The sequence below is a fragment of the Burkholderia sp. B10 genome (assembly GCF_004368385.1).
Classification (GTDB): Bacteria; Pseudomonadota; Gammaproteobacteria; order Burkholderiales; family Burkholderiaceae; genus Burkholderia; species Burkholderia vietnamiensis.
The window spans coordinates 20118-38373 of record NZ_PQMX01000058.1 but is presented as its reverse complement, the minus strand read 5'-3'; the positions used below and the strand labels follow the sequence as shown (position 1 = coordinate 38373).

Below are 18256 nucleotides of genomic sequence, written 5' to 3'. Positions count from 1 at the left end.
CGCCGTGTGTGGCGTGGGGTTCGGGTTCGCGGGCGCAGCCACCGTATTCGGCTTGTCGGCCGGGCGCCGTGCCGATACCGCGGCGACACCGGGCGCGTGACGGCGCATGCGCACGCGCCGACGTGGAAGCGCCCCGCCCTACGACAAGATGCGGGGTGTAAGGCCGACCGATGCCACCGCGACGCCACACGCGCGACAGCACATGCCCCATGCCCTGACGTGAAAACGCCCCGCCCTACGACAAGGTGCGAAGCGTGCGGCCGTGCCGATACCGCGGCGACACCGCACGCGTGACAGCGGCTGCCCACGCCCAACGTGAAAACGCCCCGCCCTCGGACGAGGTGCGGGGCGTGCGGCCGGCCGCGCCGGCGGCGTTCAGTGACGGACCAGCGCCATCATCGCGCCGAAGCCGACGAACAGCCCGCCGGTCAACCGGTTGAAGACGCGCGCGACGCTCTGGCTCTTCAGCGTCGCGCCGATGCGCGTGCCGAACGACGCGTAGACCAGATACCAGCTGACCTCGATCGCCGCGAACGTGACGACGAGGATGCCGAATTGCGGCAGCGTCGGCTCGGCCGCGTTGATGAACTGCGGCAGCAGCGCGGCGGCGAACAGGATCGCCTTCGGGTTGCTGCCCGCGACCAGGAAGCCGTTGCGAAACAGCGCCCACGACGACGCCGATGCGCCCGGCGCGGGCGCGGCGAGGTCGGCGGCCGGCGCGTCGTCGACCCGTGCGCGCCAGGCCTTCACGCCCAGATAGATCAGATAGGCGGCGCCCGCGAAGCGCAGCGCATTGAACATCGCCGGCCACGCCTGCAGCACCGCGCCGAGCCCGGCCGCGGAGACGGCCAGCATCAGCACCAGCGCACTGAGACAGCCGGCCATCGTCGCCGCCGAGCGGCGCAGCCCGTGGCGTGCGCCGTGGGTCATCACGAGCAGCATGTTCGGACCGGGAATCGCCGACACGACGAACACCGTCGCCACGAAAAGCCACCACGTATGCAGGTTCATGCGCGCCTCAGCGATAGAGCAACGAAACGACGATTATGCCGCGTGCGCGGCGCTTCTGTCCCGCGCCGGCTCAGCGGCCCGCGCGGCGCAGTGCGACTTCGCCGAGCACCGCGAAGTCCTGGTCGCCGCCGCCGTGCGCGAGCGCATCGAGCAGGCTGTCGCGCACGACGCTCGCCACCGGCAGCGGCACCGACGCCGCGTCGCCGGCCTGCAGCGCGAGCCGGACGTCCTTCAGCCCGAGCCGCGCCTTGAAGCGCGCCGGTTCGTAGCTGCGCTCGGCGATCATCCCGCCGTAGCCCGCATAGACCGGCCCCGGAAACACGCTGCTCGTGATCACGTCGAGGAAATCGCGCATCGCGACGCCATGCGCGCCCAGCAGCGCGGACGCCTCGCCGAGCGTCTCGATCGCCGACGCGAGCGTGAAGTTCGCCGCGATCTTCGCGATGTTCGCGTGCTGCGGCAGAGAGCCGAACCGCCAGGTCTTCTGGCCGATCGCGTCGAACAGCGGCTGCACGCGGTCGATCGCCTCGGCCGGGCCGCCGGCCATGATCGTCAGCCGCGCGGCGGCCGCGACGTCCGGGCGCCCCATCACCGGCGCGGCGACATAGTCGAGGCCGCGCGACGCATGCGCGTGCGCGAGCGACTCGGCGAGCGCGACCGACACCGTCGCCATGTTCACGTGGATCAGGCCGCGCGGCGCCTGCGCAAGCAGCGCGTCGTCGAACACGTCGCGCGCGGCGGCATCGTCGGCGAGCATCGAGAACACCGCGTCGCCGCGAAACGCGTCGGCCGGGGTCGCGACGATCTGCGCGCCGAGCGCCGCCAGCGGCTCCGCGCGCTCGCGCGAACGGTTCCACACGCGCACGGTATGCCCGGCCTTCAGCAGGTTCGTCGCGATCGCCTGCCCCATTTCGCCCAGCCCGATAAATCCAAGATCCATTTCCCGCTCCTTCGACCCGTGAAGCGGCGAGTTAAACACAGATGCCGGCAGTCTGCAGCGCCTGCGGCCGGCCATGCGCGGTGCGATGCCGACCGCATCGACTCGGCGGGCGCATCGGGTTCCGAGGCTCGGAGGCGTCGAACGCCCGAAAAAACAAAACCCCGCATGCCGGAAAGCGTGCGGGGTCTTGCGACGGGGCGGCCGGTCGCGCCGGCCGCGGCGAAGCGTGCTTAGTTCTGCGAGCCTGCGTCGTTCGTGCCGGCGGCCGATGCTGCTGCGGCCTTCGCCTGGCCCTTCTTCGAGCCGTGGTGCTTCAGCTGGTGCTTCGGCTTGCTGTGATCCTTCTTGGCCGGTGCCGATGCGGCAGCCGACGTGTCGGCGGCCGGCGCCGACGCCTGTGCGAATGCCGAAACCGATGCGAGAGCGAATGCTGCGGTCATGATCGAAGCGAGCGTCTTCTTCATTGTTCTTCCTTTAGCGGAGAAAAAGTCAAACGTACCGGTAAGAGATGCGAGGCATCCGCATCGGAACATCAGTCGCGCCGGGGTTGCCGGTCGCGGCCGGGCGGAGCGGCGTTGGCCTTTCCGTCACGGCAAATACTGACGCACTGGCTCCATAACGCACCGCCGGCGCGGCCAGTTGACACGCAGCTTGCATCCTCCGGGTTTCCACCGAGCACTGCGACGCAGGGCCGCGGCGGCGCCGCCCCCGCACGCGCCGAACCGCCCCTTCCGCCCGTCGCGGCGACGCTATACTGGCCTCCTTCCGACTGAACGGCGCGCGGCCCGTCGCGAGACCGGAGACCGCCGCCGTCGCGAGGCGACCCAATTGCCCGAACACAATCTGGACAAACTGAAAATCGACCGGCGTCCGCTCGCACCCGCGCCGCGCCGGCGCCGCTGGGTCCGCTACGCGGCGGCCGCCGCGCTCGTTGCCGCGGCGATTGCGGCGGCGCTCGTGCTGACCAGCCGGCCCACGGTCGACACGACGTCCGTCACGACCGCCTACCCGTACCAGAACGACACGCAGCTCAACGCGACCGGCTACGTCGTGCCGCAGCGCAAGGCCGCGGTCGCGTCGAAGGGCCAGGGCCGCGTCGAATGGCTCGGCGTGCTCGAAGGCACGCGGGTGAAGAAGGGCGACATCATCGCGCGCCTCGAGAGCCGCGACGTCGAAGCCTCGCTCGCGCAGGCGCGCGCGCAGGTGCTGGTGTCGCGCGCCAATCTCGGCGTCGCGCAGGCCGAGTTGAAGGACGCCGAAATCGCGCTGCGGCGCACCGCCGTGCTTGCGCCGAAGGGCGCCGTGCCCGCCGCGCAGCTCGACATCGACACGGCGCGCGTGAACAAGGCACGCGCGACGCTCGGCAGCGATCAGTCTGCGATCGCGTCGGCCGAAGCGAACGCGCAGGCCGCGCAGGTGGCCGTCGACCAGACGGTGATCCGCGCCCCGTTCGACGGGATCGTCCTCGCGAAGCACGCGAACGTCGGCGACAACATCACGCCGTTCTCGTCCGCGTCGGACAGCAAGGGCGCGGTCGTGACGATCGCCGACATGGACACGCTCGAAGTCGAGGCCGACGTCGCCGAGTCGAACATCGCGAAGATCCGCTCGGAGCAGCCGTGCGAGATCCAGCTCGACGCGCTGCCCGACATGCGCTTCGCGGGCCGCGTGTCGCGCATCGTGCCGACCGTCGACCGCTCGAAGGCGACCGTGCTCGTGAAAGTGCGCTTCGTCGACCGCGACGCGCGCGTGCTGCCCGACATGAGCGCGAAGATCGCGTTCCTGTCGAAGCCCGCGACGCCGCAGGACCGCCAGCCGGTGACGGCCGTGCAGGCGAGCGCCGTGGTCGAGCGTGACGGCCGGCCGGTCGTGTTCGTCGTGCAGGACGACACCGTGCATGCGCGCGCGGTGACGCGCGGCGCGCGGATCGGCGAGCTCGTCGCGATCGGCGGCGTGAAGCCCGGCGACACCGTCGTGCTCGCGCCGGAGGCGCAACTGAAGGACGGCGCGCACGTGACCGTCGCGAAGAAATAGCGTGGCGCACGTGAACGACGCATCGCCGCCGCTCGTCGAGATCCGCCACGTCGCGAAGTCGTACCGGCGCGGCAATCAGGTCGTGCCGGTGTTGACCGACATCACGCTCGACATCGCCGCAGGCGACTTCGTCGCGCTGATGGGGCCGTCCGGCTCCGGCAAGAGCACGCTGCTCAATCTCGTCGCCGGCATCGACCGGCCCGACAGCGGCGAGCTGCGCGTGGGCGGCCTCGACATCACGCGCCTGGAAGAAGCGCAACTGGCCGAATGGCGCGCGGCGAACGTCGGCTTCATCTTCCAGTTCTACAACCTGATGCCGGTGCTCACCGCGTTCGAGAACGTCGAGCTGCCGCTGATGCTCACCACCCTGTCGCGCCGCGAACGGCGCGAGCGCGTCGAGCTGGTGCTCGACATGGTCAATCTCGGCGACCGGATGAGCCACTACCCGTCCGAACTGTCGGGCGGCCAGCAGCAGCGCGTCGCGATCGCCCGCGCGCTGATCACCGATCCGGTGCTGATCGTCGCCGACGAGCCGACCGGCGACCTCGACCGCGCCTCGGCCACCGACGTGCTCGCGATGCTGCAGCGGATGAACGCCGAGCTCGGCAAGACCATCATCATGGTGACCCACGACGCGCAGGCGGCCCGCGCCGCGCGCGCGCTCGTGCATCTGGAAAAAGGGGAGCTGATCGATGGGCACGCGGCCTGACCCACGCGAGCGCGCGACATGTTCGTATTCAAGCTGATCGCGCGCAACGCGCTGCGGCACCGGCTGCGCACGCTGCTGACCGTGCTCGGGCTGACCATCGCCGTGCTCGCGTTCGGGCTGCTGCACACCGTCGTCGACGCGTGGTACGCCGGCGCGGCCGCCGCGTCGAGCGGACGGCTCGTCACGCGCAACGCGATCTCGCTCGTGTTCCCGCTACCGGTCAGCTACGAGAACCGGATACGCGGCGTCGACGGCGTGACCGCCGTGGTGCGCTCGAACTGGTTCGGCGGCGTGTATCGCGACCCGAAGAACTTCTTCGCGAGCTTCGCGGTGTCGGACAACTATCTCGACCTGTACCCGGAGTACCTGCTGCCGGCGCAGCAGCGCGCCGATTACGACCGCGACCGGCGCGGCTGCCTGGTCGGCCGGCAGCTCGCGACGCAGTTCGGCTTCAAGGTCGGCGACGTGATTCCGCTGAAGGGCACCATCTACCCCGGCACGTGGGATTTCGTCGTGCGCGGCATTCTCGACGGCCGCGACGATTCGACGATCACGCGCCAGCTGGTGTTCCACTGGGACTACCTGAACGAGACGGTGCGCAAGCGCACGCCCAGACAGGCCGACCAGGTCGGCGTGTTCGTGCTCGGCGTCGCGCGCCCGGACGCCGGTGCGGCGATCGCGCGCGACGTCGACGCAGTGTTCAGGAACTCGCTCGCCGAGACGCTGACCGAGACCGAGCAGGCGTTCCAGCTCGGCTTCGTCGCGATGTCGAACCAGATCATCGCAGCGATCCGCATCGTGTCGTTCGTCGTGATCCTGATCATCATGGCCGTGATGGCGAACGCGATGGCGATGAGCGCGCGCGAGCGCACCGCCGAATACGCGACGTTGAAGGCGCTCGGCTTCGGCCCGGGCTTCATCGCGGCGCTCGTGTTCGGCGAATCGGTCGTGATCGCCACGGCAGGCGGCGCGCTCGGCATGCTGGCGACGCCGCCGGCCGCGACCCTGTTCAAGCACGCCGCCGGCGGCATCTTCCCGGTGTTCAAGGTGTCGGCCGCGACGATGGCGCTGCAGGCCGCGTGCTCGGTCGCGGTCGGCGTCGCAGCCGCGCTCGTGCCGGCATGGCAGGCCGCGCGCGTGCGCGTGGTCGAAGGCCTGCGGGCGATCGGGTAGGCGCATGGCGATCCCGCTCACCTACATCGCGCGCAACCTGTGGACCCGGCGCCTCACCACCGCGCTGACGGCCGGCGGGATGGCGCTCGTGATCTTCGTGTTCGCGACGGTGCAGATGCTCGACGCGGGGCTCACGCAGACGCTCGTGTCGACCGGCGAACCGGACAACGTCGTCGTGATCCGCAAGGGCGCGGAGACCGAGATCCAGAGCGCGATCGATCACCAGCAGGCGAATGCGCTCGAAATGCATCCGGCCGTCGCGCTCGGCCCCGACGGACGGCCGCTGGTGTCGAAGGAAGCGGTCGTGCTGATCTCGCTCGTGAAGGCGTCGACCGGCAAGCCGTCGAACGTCGTGATTCGCGGGGTGTCGCCGGCCGGCCTCATGCTGCGTCCGCGCGTGAAGCTGGTGGCCGGCCGCGCGTTCGCGCCGGGTTCGTCGGAGATCGTCGTCGGCAGCGCGATCGCGAACGGCTTCAGCGGCGCGCAGCTCGGCGACCGCCTGCATTTCGCGCAGCGCGACTGGACCGTCGTCGGCATCTTCGACGCGGGCGGCAGCGGCTTCGACTCCGAGATCTGGGGCGACGTCGATCAGCTGATGCAGTCGTTCCGGCGCACCAGCTATTCGTCGATGGTGCTGCGCATCGCGAGCGCCGACGGCTTCGCGCGCTTCAAGGCCGACATCGACGTCGACCCGCGCCTCACCGACGAAGCGAAGCGCGAGCAGACCTTCTACGGCGACCAGTCGAAGGCGCTGTCGACGTTCATCAACATCCTCGGCGTCACGCTGTCGACGATCTTCTCGATCGCCGCGATGATCGGCGCGATGATCACGATGTACGCGTCGGTCGCGAACCGCACCGCCGAGATCGGCACGCTGCGCGCGCTCGGCTTCAAGCGCGTCAACGTGCTCGCCGCGTTCCTGCTCGAGGCGCTGCTGCTGGGCTTCGCGGGCGGCGTCGCGGGGCTCGCGTGCGCGTCGCTGATGGGCTTCGCGTCGTTCTCGACCACCAACTTCCAGACCTTCTCCGACCTGTCGTTCCGCTTCGTGCTGACGCCCGCGATCGTCGTGAAGACGCTGTCGTTCTCGCTGGTGATGGGGCTCGTCGGCGGGCTGCTGCCGGCGCTGCGCGCCGCGCGGATGAGCATCGTCGACGCGCTGCGCGCGCAGTGACGCGCGCGCCTGCGGCGTCACGCTTCAACGCTCGCGCGGCAGCCATGCGCCGTGGAATCCGGCCGGCACGCGGCGCGGCAGGTGGACGGTCGCGACCGGCAGCGCGTCGATCGCGCTCGCATCGAGAATCACGACGTCGCTCGTGTCGGTCGCCGCGCGGTAGACCACGACCAGCAGCCAGCCGTCGTCCTCGGCGCTGCGGCCCGGACGCGGCACGAACACCGGCTCGCCGTTCTGGTCGCCCACCGGCAGCGCGTAACGCGTGCTCGTGCCGCGCACGTGGTCGTAGCGCACGACGCCGCGCATCTCGGCGCTGTCGGGCTGCTCGGCCGCATACAGATAGCGGTAGCTGCGCCCCGTGCGGCTTTCGTCGATGCGCGGCAGCTCGATGCCGCCGTCGGCGAGCGGCCCTTCGTCGATCAGCCCGTTCGCGGTATCGATCACGTAGCGCCACAGCTCGCCGACCGGATTGTCCGCAAAGCGGCCGGTGCGCGCGTCGAGCCGCAGGAACCACGGATAGCGCACCACATCGAGCACGATGCACGACGGATCGCAGTCGTACGCGTTCACGACGTGCTGGATGAAGCACGGCTCGATGCCGAACCAGCGCACGTCGCCGCCGTGGCGCGGCAGCACGCCGATCCGCGCGTCGCGCTCGTCGTGCCAGCGCAGCGGCATCCGGTGGCCCTGCTTCAGCATCGCGAAGTCGTAGCCGACGTTCAGGTCGAGCAGCAGGCTGCGGGTTTCGGTGATCGCGAGATCGTGCATCATCGATGGCGCGCGCACGTCGACGACCATGTCGACGCGCTGCACGCCGTACGCGTCCGCGACGCCGTAACGCAGCCACGGTTCGCGCCAGTCCGCGCGGAACAGGATCAGCTCGCCCGTCACCGGATCGAGCTTCGGATGCGCGGTCATCGCGCCGCCCAACCCCGCGTGCCGGGCCGGCTCGCCCAACGTGTCGAGTGCGGCCGTGATCGCGAGCGGCGCACCGCCTTCGGCCAGTGCGAGCAGTTCGCCCGCATGACGCAGCACGCTGACGTTCGGATTGGCGTCGGGCAGATGCGGCGCCTGCTCGGGCGCATGCACGCGCGCCCAGCGCTGCGTGCGCAGCCAGCGGTTGCGGTAGCCGGTCGCACGGCCGCGCTCGAACGAGATCGCGTGCAGCATCGCCGCTTCCGGCCACCACGACAGCACGTCGTTGCCTTCGAAACGGCCTGCGGGCGGATTGGGGCCGTTGCGCAGCAACGTGCCGTCGAGTTCGGGCGGGATCGCGCCGGTCACGCGCAGGTCGACGAGATCGGCTTCGTCGGCCACCGGCGCGAGCGCGCCGCGGTTCAGGTCGAAAGTCGGCATCGTATGGTGCCCCGGTTCAGCCTTCGTCGGCCGACGGCGGCAGATCGCCGCGCGCCAGCGCGAGCGCATGAGCGCTCACATCGGCCGGCCAGCCGGCGATCAGTTCGCCCATCCGCGCGAGATCGTTCGCGTACAGCGCGCGCACGGCCTCCTCGAAGCCCGGCAGATCGCCCGCGAGCGCCGACATGAAGTGGTACGCGCGCGCCTGCGCATCGCGCCGCCGATCGGCCGCCGCATGGGTGCGCCGCGCGTCCTCGACCAGCTTGCGCAGCGCCACCGACGCGCCGCCCGGCTGCGCGGCCAGCCAGTCCCAGTGACGCGGCAGCAGCGTGACCTCGCGCGACACCACGCCGAGCTTCGGCCGGCCGCGGCCGCGTTGTTCGCCCGCGCCCGGCTCGCCGGCTTCGGACGCTGCCCGCGCCTCGGCTGGCGCCGCTGCGTAGCGCGCGCGGACGTCGTCCGCCGTGCCGCGCAGGTCGAGATCGATCGTGCGGCCGGTCGCATCGTCGAAGATCGCGATCGGGCCGCTCGCAGCGTCGTCGGCCGCGCGCCGGACCGCCAGCGCGACCGTCTCCAGCGCCCCGGAGGCGAGGCGCCGATGACCGTCGAACGCGGTGTAGGAAGGAACGAACAGGGAAAGCGTCATCGTGGCCGCCTTGCAGTGGAAATTGGAATGCCGCTATTTTTATCCGGGTATAAACAGACTGTCAATATCATCCGGGTAAAAAAGAATGCGCGTGGTTCTGTCGATTGATTCAAGTTCTGAATCAATCAAGTCAGCAATTGGCATGAAAACGTGAATTCCCCCGTGCCAGAATGGCCAGACGTCATATGACGAAGCGCGCATTCGACGCGCAGTAGCCCCGGCACGTTCCGCCTCTCGGAGGAGACAGATATGAATCCGCTTCACGCATTGCCGGCGTCCGCGTCGGCAACGGCCCAGCGCACGCGTGTGCGCTGGCTCGTGCTGGCCGTGCTGTTCGCGGTCACGACAATCAACTACGCGGACCGCGCGGCGATCGCGATCGCCGGCCCCGCCATCGCGCGTGCGATGCACCTGAGCCACGTGCAGATGGGCTTCATCTTCTCGGCGTTCGGCTGGTCGTACGTGATCGCGCAGTTGCCGGGCGGCTGGCTGCTCGACCGCTTCGGCTCGCGCATCGTCTATGCGTTCAGCATCTTCTTCTGGTCGCTGTTCACGCTGCTGCAGGGTGGTATCGGCTTCATCGGCGGCGCGGCCGCGTTCGGGCTGCTGTTCGCGCTGCGCTTCCTGGTCGGCGCGGCCGAGGCGCCGTCGTTTCCGGCCAACAGCCGGATCGTCTCCACGTGGTTCCCCGCCGCCGAACGCGGCACCGCATCGGCGATCTTCAACGCCGCGCAGTACGCGGCGACCGTCGTGTTCGCGCCGCTGATGGGCTGGCTGGTGCACGCGTTCGGCTGGCAGTGGGTGTTCGCGGTGATGGGCGTGCTCGGCTTCGCGTTCGTGCTGGTGTGGAACCGCACGATGTACGACCCGAGCGCGCACCCGCGCATCAACCGCGCGGAGTTCGACTACCTCGCCGAAGGCGGCGCGCTCGTCAACATCGACCGCGCGGCCGGCGCACGCGACGGCGGCCCGTCGATGCACCACGTGAAGGCGCTGCTGAGGAGCCGGATGCTCGTCGGCGTGTACGTCGCGCAGTACTGCATCAACGCGCTCACCTATTTCTTCATCACGTGGTTTCCCGTCTACCTCGTGCAGGCGCGCGGGATGTCGATCCTCAATGCGGGGCTCGTCGCGTCGATCCCGGCCGTGTGCGGGTTCCTCGGCGGGATCCTGGGCGGCATCGTGTCCGACGCGCTGCTCAAGCAGGGACGCTCGCTGTCGGTCGCGCGCAAGGTGCCGATCGTGATCGGCATGCTGCTGTCGATGTCGATGATCGTCTGCAACTACACCGACTCGCACGTGCTGGTCGTGCTGTTCATGGCGCTGTCGTTCTTCGGCAAGGGGCTCGGCGCGCTCGGCTGGGCCGTCAACGCCGACACCGCGCCGCGCCAGATCGCCGGCCTGAGCGGCGCGCTGCTCAACACGTGCGGCAATCTCTCCAGCATCACGACGCCGATCGCGATCGGCTATATCGTCGACCGCAGCGGCTCGTTCAACGGCGCGCTCGTGTATGTCGTCGCGCACGCGCTCGTCGCCGTGATCTGCTATCTGTTCGTCGTCGGCGAGATTCGCCGCGTCGAGCTCAAATGAACTGAACGGCGCGGGCGGCGCCGGTGCGTCCGGCGGCTCGCGCATGACCGGAACCAGGAGCAAACCGATGTCCGAAGCCCGCCACACCGGCACGCCGCGCGTCACGCGCATGCGGGTGATTCCCGTCGCCGGCCGCGACAGCATGCTGCTGAACCTGTGCGGCGCGCACGCGCCGTATTTCACGCGCAATCTCGTGATCCTCGACGACAGCAGCGGCCACACGGGCGTCGGCGAAGTGCCCGGCGGCGAAGGCATCCGTCAAGCGCTCGAACGGATGACCGACGTGGTGGTCGGCCAGTCGATCGGCCGTTACCAGGCGACGCTCAACGCGGTGCGCGCGGCGCTGTCCGGCGCGGGTGCGGCGGCCGGGCGCACGATCCGGCACGAGGTGACGTCGGCGAGCGAAGCGGCGGTGCTGCGCCAGCCGCACGAAATCAATCTGCGGCTCGACAACGTGATCACCGCGATTGAGGCGGCGCTGCTCGACCTGCTGGGCCAGCATCTCGACGTGCCGGTGGCCGCGCTGCTCGGCGAGGGGCAGCAGCGCGACGCGGTGCCGATGCTCGCGTACCTGTTCTACATCGGCGAGCGGCGGCGCACCGACCTGCCGTATCGCGACGAGGCGCATGCCGCCGACCCGTGGTTCCGGCTGCGCAACGAAGCGGCGCTGACGCCGGCCGCGATCGCGGAGCAGGCCGAAGCCGCGGTCGCGCGCTACGGCTTCGCCGACTTCAAGCTGAAAGGCGGCGTGATGGCCGGTGCGGACGAAATGGCGGCGATCGCGGCGATCAAGGCGCGCTTTCCCGACGCGCGGGCGACGCTCGATCCGAACGGTGCGTGGTCGCTCGACGAGGCCGTCGCGCTGTGCCGCGGGCAAGGCGATCTGCTCGCTTATGCGGAGGACCCGTGCGGGCCGGAGGCGGGCTACTCGGGGCGCGAGGTGATGGCAGAGTTCCGGCGCGCGACCGGCATTCCGACCGCGACGAACATGATCGCGACCGACTGGCGGCAGATGGATCATGCGGTGCGGCTGCAGGCGGTCGACATTCCGCTCGCCGACCCGCACTTCTGGACGATGCAGGGCTCGGTGCGGCTCGCGCAGCTGTGTCGCGACTGGGGGCTCACGTGGGGTTCGCATTCGAACAACCACTTCGACGTGTCGCTCGCGATGTTCACGCATGCGGCCGCGGCGGCGCCGGGCACGATCACGGCGATCGACACGCACTGGATCTGGCAGGAAGGCGACGCGCGGCTCACGCGCGAGCCGCTCGAAATCGTCGGCGGCCAGGTGGCCGTGCCGGAGCGGCCGGGGCTCGGGATCGAGCTCGACATGGCGCAGGTGGAGGCCGCGCATGCGTTGTATCGGCAGGTGGGCGGCACCGCGCGCGACGACGCGATGGCGATGCGGTATCTGGTGCCGGGGTGGACGTATGATCCGAAGCGGCCGAGTTATGGGCGGTGAGGGATCGGGCGGGAAACGATAGGCGGGAAAGCAAAAAGGGTTCGGTCTTGCGACCGAACCCTTTTCAAATCTGTTGGTGGAGCGGAGGAGGATCGAACTCCCGACCTTCGCATTGCGAACGCGACGCTCTCCCAGCTGAGCTACCGCCCCAACAGCTGACTATCATACACACGCATTTCTGCGCTTGGCAATAGGGGTTGTATTCTCCCGACGCGTCACTTCGACGGCGCGCCCGCCAGCACCCAGTCGACCACCGACCGCAGGTCGGCATCGCTCATGCGCGGATGCGCGGGCATCGGGATCGCCCCCCACGCGCCGGAGCCGCCGTCCTTCACCTTCTTCGACAGCTTCGCAACGGCTTGCGGGTCGGCCTTGTAGCGCGCCGCGATGTCCTTGAACGACGGCCCGACGAGCTTGCGATCGACCGCGTGGCAGCCCATGCACGCGTTGCTGCGCGCGACCCTCAGCCCGTCGCCGACATCCGCGTGCGCGGTGCCGAACGCACCCGCCAGCGCCACCACCGCGGCGCCATGCCGCACCCATTGCTTCATTCTGATCCGCGTCCGTTTCATTGCGGCGCCGCCTTCGGGTTGCCCGGATGCACGCTCGTCGAATTCGAGATCGGCGCCGGCGGTTGCAGCGGCGTGGACTGGACCGACGCGTCGGGCACCGCCCCGACCGTCGCGGCATCGGCCGGCGCAGCGGTAGCCGGCGCGGCGGACGCGCCGCTCGGCGACGCGGCCTGCAGCGCCTGCGCGTCCTGCGGCTGGATGTACTGGAACACCTTCACGACCTTCTCGACGCCCGGCACCTGGCTTGCCGCATCGGCGCCGCGGTTGCCTTCGTCGACCGTCACGAGCCCCATCAGATAGACGTTGCCGCGCTCGCTGACGACCTTGTAGTAATTCGCCGACAGACCCTTCGTCGCGATCAGCTCCGACTTCACGCGCCCTTCGAGGTACGAGTCGTTCGCACGCGACGACAGCGACGACGCCGGCTCGACCGACAGCTCGTTGACGATCGCGCTCACGTTGTTGATGCCGCGCACGATTTCCTCGGCACGCCGCTTCGACGCGTCGTTCGGCACCTCGCCCGTCAGCAGCACGCGGCGGTTGAACACCGTCACGTTCACGTGCGACTGGTCCGGCAGCCCGTTGTTGATCTGCGTGAGCGCCTTGACCTGGATCTCGCGATCTTCCGTCTGCGCGCCGAGCGTACGACGATCGGTCGCGATCAGCGCGCCGCCGCCGGCCGCCGCACCGAGCACGCCGAGCACGCAACCCTGCAGCGACATCGCGAGGCCCGCCGTCAGCGCGGCGAGCAACGTGGTTCTGACGAGCGTCTGTTTGACGCGACTTTGATTCATCGACGGCTCTCCTTCGTTCAATCCTCACCCAGCAGCATCGCGTCGATGCCGTCGCACAGGCAGTGGATGGTCAGCAGATGGACTTCGTGGACGCGCGCCGCACGCGAGGCGGGCACGCTGATCGCAATATCGGTGTCGGACAATGCGGCCGCGACCGCATGGCCGCTGCCGCCGGTCAGCGCGACGACGGTCATCTCGCGCTCGTGCGCTTCGTCGATCGCGGCCAGCACGCGCGGCGACGCGCCGCTGGCATCGAGCACGAGCAGGATGTCGCCGGTCTGCCCGAGCACACGCACCTGCTGCGCGAACAGCTGGTCGGCGGCCGTTGCCGCCATCAGGCCGCCCTGCGACGCATCGGTGGCCAGCGCAATCGCGGGCAGGCCCGGCCGCTCGCGCTCGAAGCCGCCGACGAGCGACACGGCGAGGTAGTGCGCGGCCGCCGCGGACAGGCCGTCGCCGCACGCGACGATCTTGTTGCCGTTCGCCAGCGCGGCGAACATCGCGTCGACCGCCGCTGCGATCGGCAGCGACAGCGCGTCGGCGGCTTCGGCATGAAGCGCGGCGCTGTCGCGGAAATGTTGCTGAATACGTTCGACTGACATCGATTTCTGGTGAACTGAGCGCGAGGGTACGCCACGCGCAACGTCATGGGTGCGGCGAGTTTACCGCACTCCGGCACCGGCTCCGGGGGTCCGGCAAGAACTCTTTACATCTCGTCACAGCTCGCGTTACGCATCGTCGGCACGAAACGCGTCGCGCAGCCAGTCGAGGCGGCCGGCTTCGAACGCGACGACGTCGAATCGGCACGCGGCGCCCGCGCCGTGCCGCGCCCAGAAATCGAGCGCCGCGGCGATCACGCGCCGGCGCTTGCGCCAGCCGACGCTCGCCGCGGCGCCGCCATGCCGCGCACTGCGCCGCGCGCGCACTTCGACGAACACCAGCATGCCGTCGGACGCGCGCATCACGAGATCGAGCTCGCCGCCGCGGATCGTCACGTTGGCCGCGACGAACGCGAGGCCGCGGCGCTCGAGGAACTGCCGCGCACGTTGCTCGAAGTTGGCGCCCACGGCTCGGGATCGCACCGCGCCCGAAAATTCGCCGCCGCCGCGCGGCGCATCGCGCCCACCCGCAGGCGCGGCAGGCGCCGCGTGGCACAATGCCGACCTTGTTCCGCCTGCGCCGCGATTGCGCGCATTGCCTGCCATGACTGCCCTCCTCGAACTCGCGCAAACCCAGCACTATCCGAGCGCCGCGCTCTACGTGGTCGCAACGCCGATCGGCAACGCCGCCGACATCACGCTGCGCGCGCTGCACGTGCTCGGCCTCGCCGACCGCATCGCTGCCGAAGACACCCGCAACACCGGCCAGCTGCTCGCGCGCTACGGCATCTCGAAGCCGCTCCTGGCCGTGCACGAGCACAACGAACGCGAAGCCGCGCTGCGCGTGGTCGAGCTGCTGCGCGCCGGCGAGCGCGTGGCCTACGTGTCCGACGCCGGCACGCCGGGCATCTCGGACCCTGGCGCGCGGCTCGTCGACGCGGTGCGCGCGGCCGGCTTCGCGGTGATTCCGCTACCGGGCGCGAGCGCGGCCGTGACCGCGGTGAGCGTGGCCGGCGCCTGGGCCGGCGCGTTCACGTTCGCGGGCTTCCTGCCGCCGAAGGCGAAGCAGCGCGCGAGCGCACTGCAGGCGCTCGTGCAGCACCCGTACGCGCTGGTGTTCTACGAAGCGCCGCACCGGATCGCCGAAACCGTCGCGGCGCTCGCCGACGCGTTCGGCCCCGCACGCCGGTTGCTGATCGCGCGCGAGCTCACCAAGCTACATGAACAGCTGTTCGAGGGCACCCTGGCCGAAGGACAGAGCTGGCTCGACGGCGATGCGAACCGGCAGCGCGGCGAGTTCGTGCTGGTCGTCGAAGGCGCGCCGTCCGACGCCGGCGCAGCCGACGACACCGCGCACGACGCGCTGCTCAAGCTGTTGCTGGAAGAAGTGCCGGTCAAGAGCGCGGCGAAGCTGGCGGCCGCGCTGACGGGCGCGTCGCGCAACACGCTGTACGCACGCGCGCTGGCGTTGAAGGAAGGCTGACGGGGCGGGCGGCGGGCACGGCCGGAAGCCATGACCGGCCGGCTCGCGGAAACGAAAAAGGGCTGCGGGGAAGCAGCCCTTTCTACCTGCTGGACGCGCGGACGAAATGCCGCGCGACCCGTTACTTCGACGACAGCGACGCGAACATCTCGTCGCGCGCCTCACGCGCTTCCTGCGGCGACAGCCCTTCGATCTTCACGCGGCCCGTGCCGGCATGCACGAGGCCGATCATCTTCGCGGCGGCATACGACAGGTCGAGCACGCGGCCGCGCTTGAACGGCCCGCGATCGTTGACCTTCACGACGACCCACTTGCCGGTCGACGCGTTGGTCACCTTGATGTACGAAGACAGCGGCAGCGTCCGGTGCGCAGCGGTCAGCGCGTTCATGTTGAAGCGCTCGCCGTTCGCGGTGCGGCGGCCGTGGAAATCGCGGCCATACCACGACGCGCGGCCGGTCTGACGGAATTCGGACACGTCGGCGCCGTCGATCGGCTCGGCATCGGCGAGCGATGCCTTCTTCGCGTCCTTGCTGTCCGCGGCCGGCATCGACGCCAGCGCGGAATCGAAATTCAGTTGCTGCTTGTCGTCGTCCGCCTTCGCGGCGGCAGCGGTCTTGTTGACCGCACCCTTCTGGTTGGCGCTGCCGGTGGTCTGGCTGGACGGCACGGCACAGCCCGTCAGCGCAAAAAATAAAGCAATGGTCCCGAATCGAGTCGGAAATCGAAAATTCATCGACGTGTCGCCTTCTGGTTCGGGCCGCATCGATACAACGCTGCTGAACAACGCAGATACGCGGCCCGGACGGCAAATGCGGGCACGCCCCGCTCGGATGCGAGCAGGCGGCTAGCATGGGCGCGGCTTTCGTCTCTGCCGCAACCGTCCTGATTAGTTTTCACGTCTGGCGCAACCTGTCCCCGGCAGCCTGACCAGACCCCACATGCCGCCATCGAACATGGCTCTCACGTTCGCGTGCGTCGCGTACGGCCAACGCACAGGAACGGCGGCACAGGCCTCATCCGGCGGCGCGGCAGCTAGGCCGCAAGACGGGCGCGCAGCACCCGGCCGGACAAGACGTGAGCACCGAACGTCGGTGCTGGATACACCGCCGGACTCCCCGGCGGTCGATGCTTGACGGTGAATCCGACGCCCCGTTTAACGGGGCCGAAACACCAGCGAACTGCGTGAAATTCACGCACAGTGGGCCGCATTATACATAAATCAAAACGCTGTCTCGAAAAGCGCCCCCGCCGGACCATTGATTCTCTCTATGGCCGTAACAATCGGGATGCTCGGGGAATGCCCGTAGAAGCGCGCCGCGCGGCGCGGCGCCACGCCCACATGCGGCGCGTGCGACCGGTACAATCGCTCCTTTTAGCCGCCGGTGCCTCCATGAAAGTCACGCTCATTCCGGTCACGCCGTTCCAGCAGAACTGCTCTCTGCTCGTCTGCGAAAAGACCGGCCGCGCCGCCGTCGTCGATCCCGGCGGCGATCTCGAACGCATCGAACAGGAGATCGCGCGGCAGAACGTGCAGCTCGAGAAAGTGCTGCTCACGCACGGCCACGTCGATCACTGCGCGGGCGCGAAGGCGCTCGCGACGCACTACGGCGTGCCGATCGTCGGCCCGCAGGAAGACGAGCGCTTCTGGATCGAGCAGTTGCCGACGCAGAGTCAGCGCTTCGGCTTCCCGGCCGCCGAAGCGTTCGAGCCCGACCAGTGGCTGCACGACGGCGACACCGTCCGGTTCGGCGACGAGACGCTCGAGGTCTACCACTGCCCCGGCCACACGCCCGGCCACGTGGTGTTCTTCAGCCGCGCGCATCGCGTCGCGATCGTCGGCGACGTGCTGTTCGCCGGCTCGATCGGCCGCACCGATTTCCCGCGCGGCAATCACGCCGACCTCGTGCGTTCGATCAAGGAAAAGCTGTGGCCGCTCGGCGACGACGTCACCTTCGTGCCGGGCCACGGCCCGGTGTCGACCTTCGGCGACGAGCGCCGCACGAACCCGTTCGTGTCCGACAAGGTATTCGGATGAACCAGACCGCCATTCCCGAAATCTACGTCAGCACCGACGTCGAAGCCGACGGCCCGATCCCCGGCCCGCACTCGATGCTGAGCTTCGCGTCGGCCGCCTATACCGAGGACAAGCAGCTGATCGCGACGTTCTCGGCGAACCTCGAGACGCTGCCGGGCGCACACGCGCATCCGGTGCAGGAAGCGTGGTGGAAAACCGAGCCCGAGGCATGGGCCGCGTGTCGGACCGACCTGCAGGCGCCCGAGAAGGCGCTCGTCGCGTACGTCGAGTGGGTCGAGGCGCTGCCCGGCAAACCGGTGTTCGTCGCGATGCCGGCCGGCTTCGATTTCACGTTCATGTTCTGGTACATGATGCGCTACGCGGGACGTTGTCCGTTCTCGTGGTCGGCGCTCGACATCAAGACGCTCGCGTTCGCGATGACTGGGCTGCCGTACCGCAAGGCGATCAAGCCGCGCTTTCCGAAACACTGGTTCGACGATCATCCGCACACGCACGTCGCGCTCGACGACGCGATCGAGCAAGGCGCGCTGTTCTGCAACATGCTCGCCGACCTGCGTCGTCAGCAGGCGGCGCTCGCCGGCCTCGCAGTCGCCGACACGGACCGTTCGGAGCAGGCAGGCGCGGGACAAAATCCTACGGATCCGCGCGCAAATTAGCGAATCTCGCTCAACCACGCGCTGC

At 69.4% G+C, this 18256-nt stretch carries 19 protein-coding genes and 1 tRNA gene; 9 read left to right on the top strand and 11 right to left on the bottom strand.

Going from position 1 to position 18256, the window contains the following annotated elements; translation table 11 throughout:
- Positions 1-375: 375 nt before the first annotated feature.
- The 3 genes from C3Y15_RS23965 to C3Y15_RS23955 form a co-directional block, all read right to left on the bottom strand.
- On the bottom strand, positions 376-1011 hold the full coding sequence (locus C3Y15_RS23965; protein ID WP_011882973.1) for a LysE family translocator: 636 nt from the start codon (positions 1009-1011) through the stop codon (positions 376-378).
- A gap of 70 nt (positions 1012-1081) precedes the next feature.
- Entirely contained in the window at positions 1082-2026 is a 945-nt protein-coding gene (locus C3Y15_RS23960; RefSeq protein WP_224019990.1) for an NAD(P)-dependent oxidoreductase, read from the bottom strand.
- A gap of 155 nt (positions 2027-2181) precedes the next feature.
- Positions 2182-2415: a hypothetical protein gene (locus C3Y15_RS23955; RefSeq protein ID WP_014722260.1), complete on the bottom strand. Its 234-nt coding sequence runs from the start codon at positions 2413-2415 to the stop codon at positions 2182-2184.
- 364 nt (positions 2416-2779) lie between these two features.
- Between C3Y15_RS23955 and C3Y15_RS23950 the strand changes: the two genes are divergently transcribed.
- From C3Y15_RS23950 to C3Y15_RS23935, 4 genes are read left to right on the top strand one after another with little or no spacing between them, the layout of a single operon-like run.
- Positions 2780-3985, top strand: coding sequence for an efflux RND transporter periplasmic adaptor subunit (locus C3Y15_RS23950; RefSeq protein WP_069246116.1), 1206 nt, complete (start codon positions 2780-2782; stop codon positions 3983-3985).
- A gap of 10 nt (positions 3986-3995) precedes the next feature.
- Positions 3996-4694 (top strand): ABC transporter ATP-binding protein, encoded by a 699-nt coding sequence (locus C3Y15_RS23945; RefSeq protein WP_014722258.1) that lies wholly within the window; start codon positions 3996-3998, stop codon positions 4692-4694.
- A gap of 18 nt (positions 4695-4712) precedes the next feature.
- A complete protein-coding gene (locus tag C3Y15_RS23940) occupies positions 4713-5867 on the top strand; it encodes an ABC transporter permease (protein ID WP_011882968.1) in 1155 nt (384 codons plus the stop codon).
- A 4-nt stretch (positions 5868-5871) separates the two neighbouring features.
- Complete coding sequence (locus C3Y15_RS23935; RefSeq protein WP_011882967.1) at positions 5872-7038, top strand: ABC transporter permease; 1167 nt, start codon at positions 5872-5874, stop codon at positions 7036-7038.
- A gap of 24 nt (positions 7039-7062) precedes the next feature.
- Here the strand turns inward: C3Y15_RS23935 and C3Y15_RS23930 are convergent, their stop codons facing one another.
- Positions 7063-8394, bottom strand: a complete 1332-nt coding sequence (locus C3Y15_RS23930) for a carotenoid oxygenase family protein (protein ID WP_045579417.1) — start codon at positions 8392-8394, stop codon at positions 7063-7065.
- Positions 8395-8410: 16 nt separating this feature from the next.
- Positions 8411-9040: a DUF2239 family protein gene (locus tag C3Y15_RS23925; protein ID WP_011882965.1), complete on the bottom strand. Its 630-nt coding sequence runs from the start codon at positions 9038-9040 to the stop codon at positions 8411-8413.
- A gap of 249 nt (positions 9041-9289) precedes the next feature.
- Here C3Y15_RS23925 and C3Y15_RS23920 point away from each other — a divergent pair, with 249 nt between their 5' ends.
- Both C3Y15_RS23920 and C3Y15_RS23915 read left to right on the top strand, forming a co-directional pair.
- Entirely contained in the window at positions 9290-10630 is a 1341-nt protein-coding gene (locus C3Y15_RS23920; protein ID WP_011882964.1) for an MFS transporter, read from the top strand.
- Positions 10631-10697: 67 nt separating this feature from the next.
- Positions 10698-12092 (top strand): enolase C-terminal domain-like protein, encoded by a 1395-nt coding sequence (locus C3Y15_RS23915; RefSeq protein WP_011882963.1) that lies wholly within the window; start codon positions 10698-10700, stop codon positions 12090-12092.
- 74 nt (positions 12093-12166) lie between these two features.
- Here the strand turns inward: C3Y15_RS23915 and C3Y15_RS23910 are convergent.
- From C3Y15_RS23910 to C3Y15_RS23890, 5 genes are all read right to left on the bottom strand, one after another.
- Positions 12167-12242, bottom strand: a tRNA-Ala gene (locus tag C3Y15_RS23910).
- Positions 12243-12307: 65 nt separating this feature from the next.
- Positions 12308-12664, bottom strand: a complete 357-nt coding sequence (locus C3Y15_RS23905) for a c-type cytochrome (protein ID WP_011882941.1) — start codon at positions 12662-12664, stop codon at positions 12308-12310.
- Positions 12661-13458, bottom strand: a complete 798-nt coding sequence (locus C3Y15_RS23900; protein ID WP_011882940.1) for a BON domain-containing protein — start codon at positions 13456-13458, stop codon at positions 12661-12663. Before C3Y15_RS23900 ends, C3Y15_RS23905 begins: the two co-directional genes overlap by 4 nt.
- 17 nt (positions 13459-13475) lie before the next feature.
- Complete coding sequence (locus C3Y15_RS23895; protein WP_011882939.1) at positions 13476-14060, bottom strand: SIS domain-containing protein; 585 nt, start codon at positions 14058-14060, stop codon at positions 13476-13478.
- Positions 14061-14186: 126 nt separating this feature from the next.
- Positions 14187-14615 (bottom strand): YraN family protein, encoded by a 429-nt coding sequence (locus C3Y15_RS23890; RefSeq protein ID WP_011882938.1) that lies wholly within the window; start codon positions 14613-14615, stop codon positions 14187-14189.
- Positions 14616-14661: 46 nt separating this feature from the next.
- On the opposite strand from C3Y15_RS23890, the gene rsmI reads away from it, so the two are divergent.
- Complete coding sequence (rsmI, locus tag C3Y15_RS23885; protein WP_011882937.1) at positions 14662-15540, top strand: 16S rRNA (cytidine(1402)-2'-O)-methyltransferase; 879 nt, start codon at positions 14662-14664, stop codon at positions 15538-15540.
- Positions 15541-15661: 121 nt separating this feature from the next.
- Here the strand turns inward: rsmI and C3Y15_RS23880 are convergent, their stop codons facing one another.
- Positions 15662-16273, bottom strand: coding sequence for a septal ring lytic transglycosylase RlpA family protein (locus C3Y15_RS23880; RefSeq protein ID WP_014722250.1), 612 nt, complete (start codon positions 16271-16273; stop codon positions 15662-15664).
- Between the two features lie 657 nt (positions 16274-16930).
- Between C3Y15_RS23880 and C3Y15_RS23875 the strand changes: the two genes are divergently transcribed.
- Positions 16931-17575 carry an MBL fold metallo-hydrolase gene (locus C3Y15_RS23875; protein ID WP_011882935.1) on the top strand — a complete coding sequence of 215 codons (645 nt, stop codon included), beginning with the start codon at positions 16931-16933 and terminating at the stop codon, positions 17573-17575.
- On the top strand, positions 17572-18231 hold the full coding sequence (locus C3Y15_RS23870) for an exonuclease (RefSeq protein WP_011882934.1): 660 nt from the start codon (positions 17572-17574) through the stop codon (positions 18229-18231). The genes C3Y15_RS23875 and C3Y15_RS23870 overlap by 4 nt, the downstream gene beginning before the upstream one ends.
- Positions 18232-18256 lie beyond the last annotated feature (25 nt).

Coding starts and splice junctions, on each gene's coding strand:
- C3Y15_RS23965 (WP_011882973.1), bottom strand. CDS start 1,011: ATGAACCTGCATACGTGGTGGCTTTTCGTGGCGACGGTGTTCGTCGTG.
- C3Y15_RS23960 (WP_224019990.1), bottom strand. CDS start 2,026: ATGGCCGGCCGCAGGCGCTGCAGACTGCCGGCATCTGTGTTTAACTCG.
- C3Y15_RS23955 (WP_014722260.1), bottom strand. CDS start 2,415: ATGAAGAAGACGCTCGCTTCGATCATGACCGCAGCATTCGCTCTCGCA.
- C3Y15_RS23940 (WP_011882968.1), top strand. CDS start 4,713: ATGTTCGTATTCAAGCTGATCGCGCGCAACGCGCTGCGGCACCGGCTG.
- C3Y15_RS23935 (WP_011882967.1), top strand. CDS start 5,872: ATGGCGATCCCGCTCACCTACATCGCGCGCAACCTGTGGACCCGGCGC.
- C3Y15_RS23930 (WP_045579417.1), bottom strand. CDS start 8,394: ATGCCGACTTTCGACCTGAACCGCGGCGCGCTCGCGCCGGTGGCCGAC.
- C3Y15_RS23925 (WP_011882965.1), bottom strand. CDS start 9,040: ATGACGCTTTCCCTGTTCGTTCCTTCCTACACCGCGTTCGACGGTCAT.
- C3Y15_RS23920 (WP_011882964.1), top strand. CDS start 9,290: ATGAATCCGCTTCACGCATTGCCGGCGTCCGCGTCGGCAACGGCCCAG.
- C3Y15_RS23915 (WP_011882963.1), top strand. CDS start 10,698: ATGTCCGAAGCCCGCCACACCGGCACGCCGCGCGTCACGCGCATGCGG.
- C3Y15_RS23905 (WP_011882941.1), bottom strand. CDS start 12,664: ATGAAACGGACGCGGATCAGAATGAAGCAATGGGTGCGGCATGGCGCC.
- C3Y15_RS23900 (WP_011882940.1), bottom strand. CDS start 13,458: ATGAATCAAAGTCGCGTCAAACAGACGCTCGTCAGAACCACGTTGCTC.
- C3Y15_RS23895 (WP_011882939.1), bottom strand. CDS start 14,060: ATGTCAGTCGAACGTATTCAGCAACATTTCCGCGACAGCGCCGCGCTT.
- rsmI (WP_011882937.1), top strand. CDS start 14,662: ATGACTGCCCTCCTCGAACTCGCGCAAACCCAGCACTATCCGAGCGCC.
- C3Y15_RS23880 (WP_014722250.1), bottom strand. CDS start 16,273: ATGAATTTTCGATTTCCGACTCGATTCGGGACCATTGCTTTATTTTTT.
- C3Y15_RS23875 (WP_011882935.1), top strand. CDS start 16,931: ATGAAAGTCACGCTCATTCCGGTCACGCCGTTCCAGCAGAACTGCTCT.
- C3Y15_RS23870 (WP_011882934.1), top strand. CDS start 17,572: ATGAACCAGACCGCCATTCCCGAAATCTACGTCAGCACCGACGTCGAA.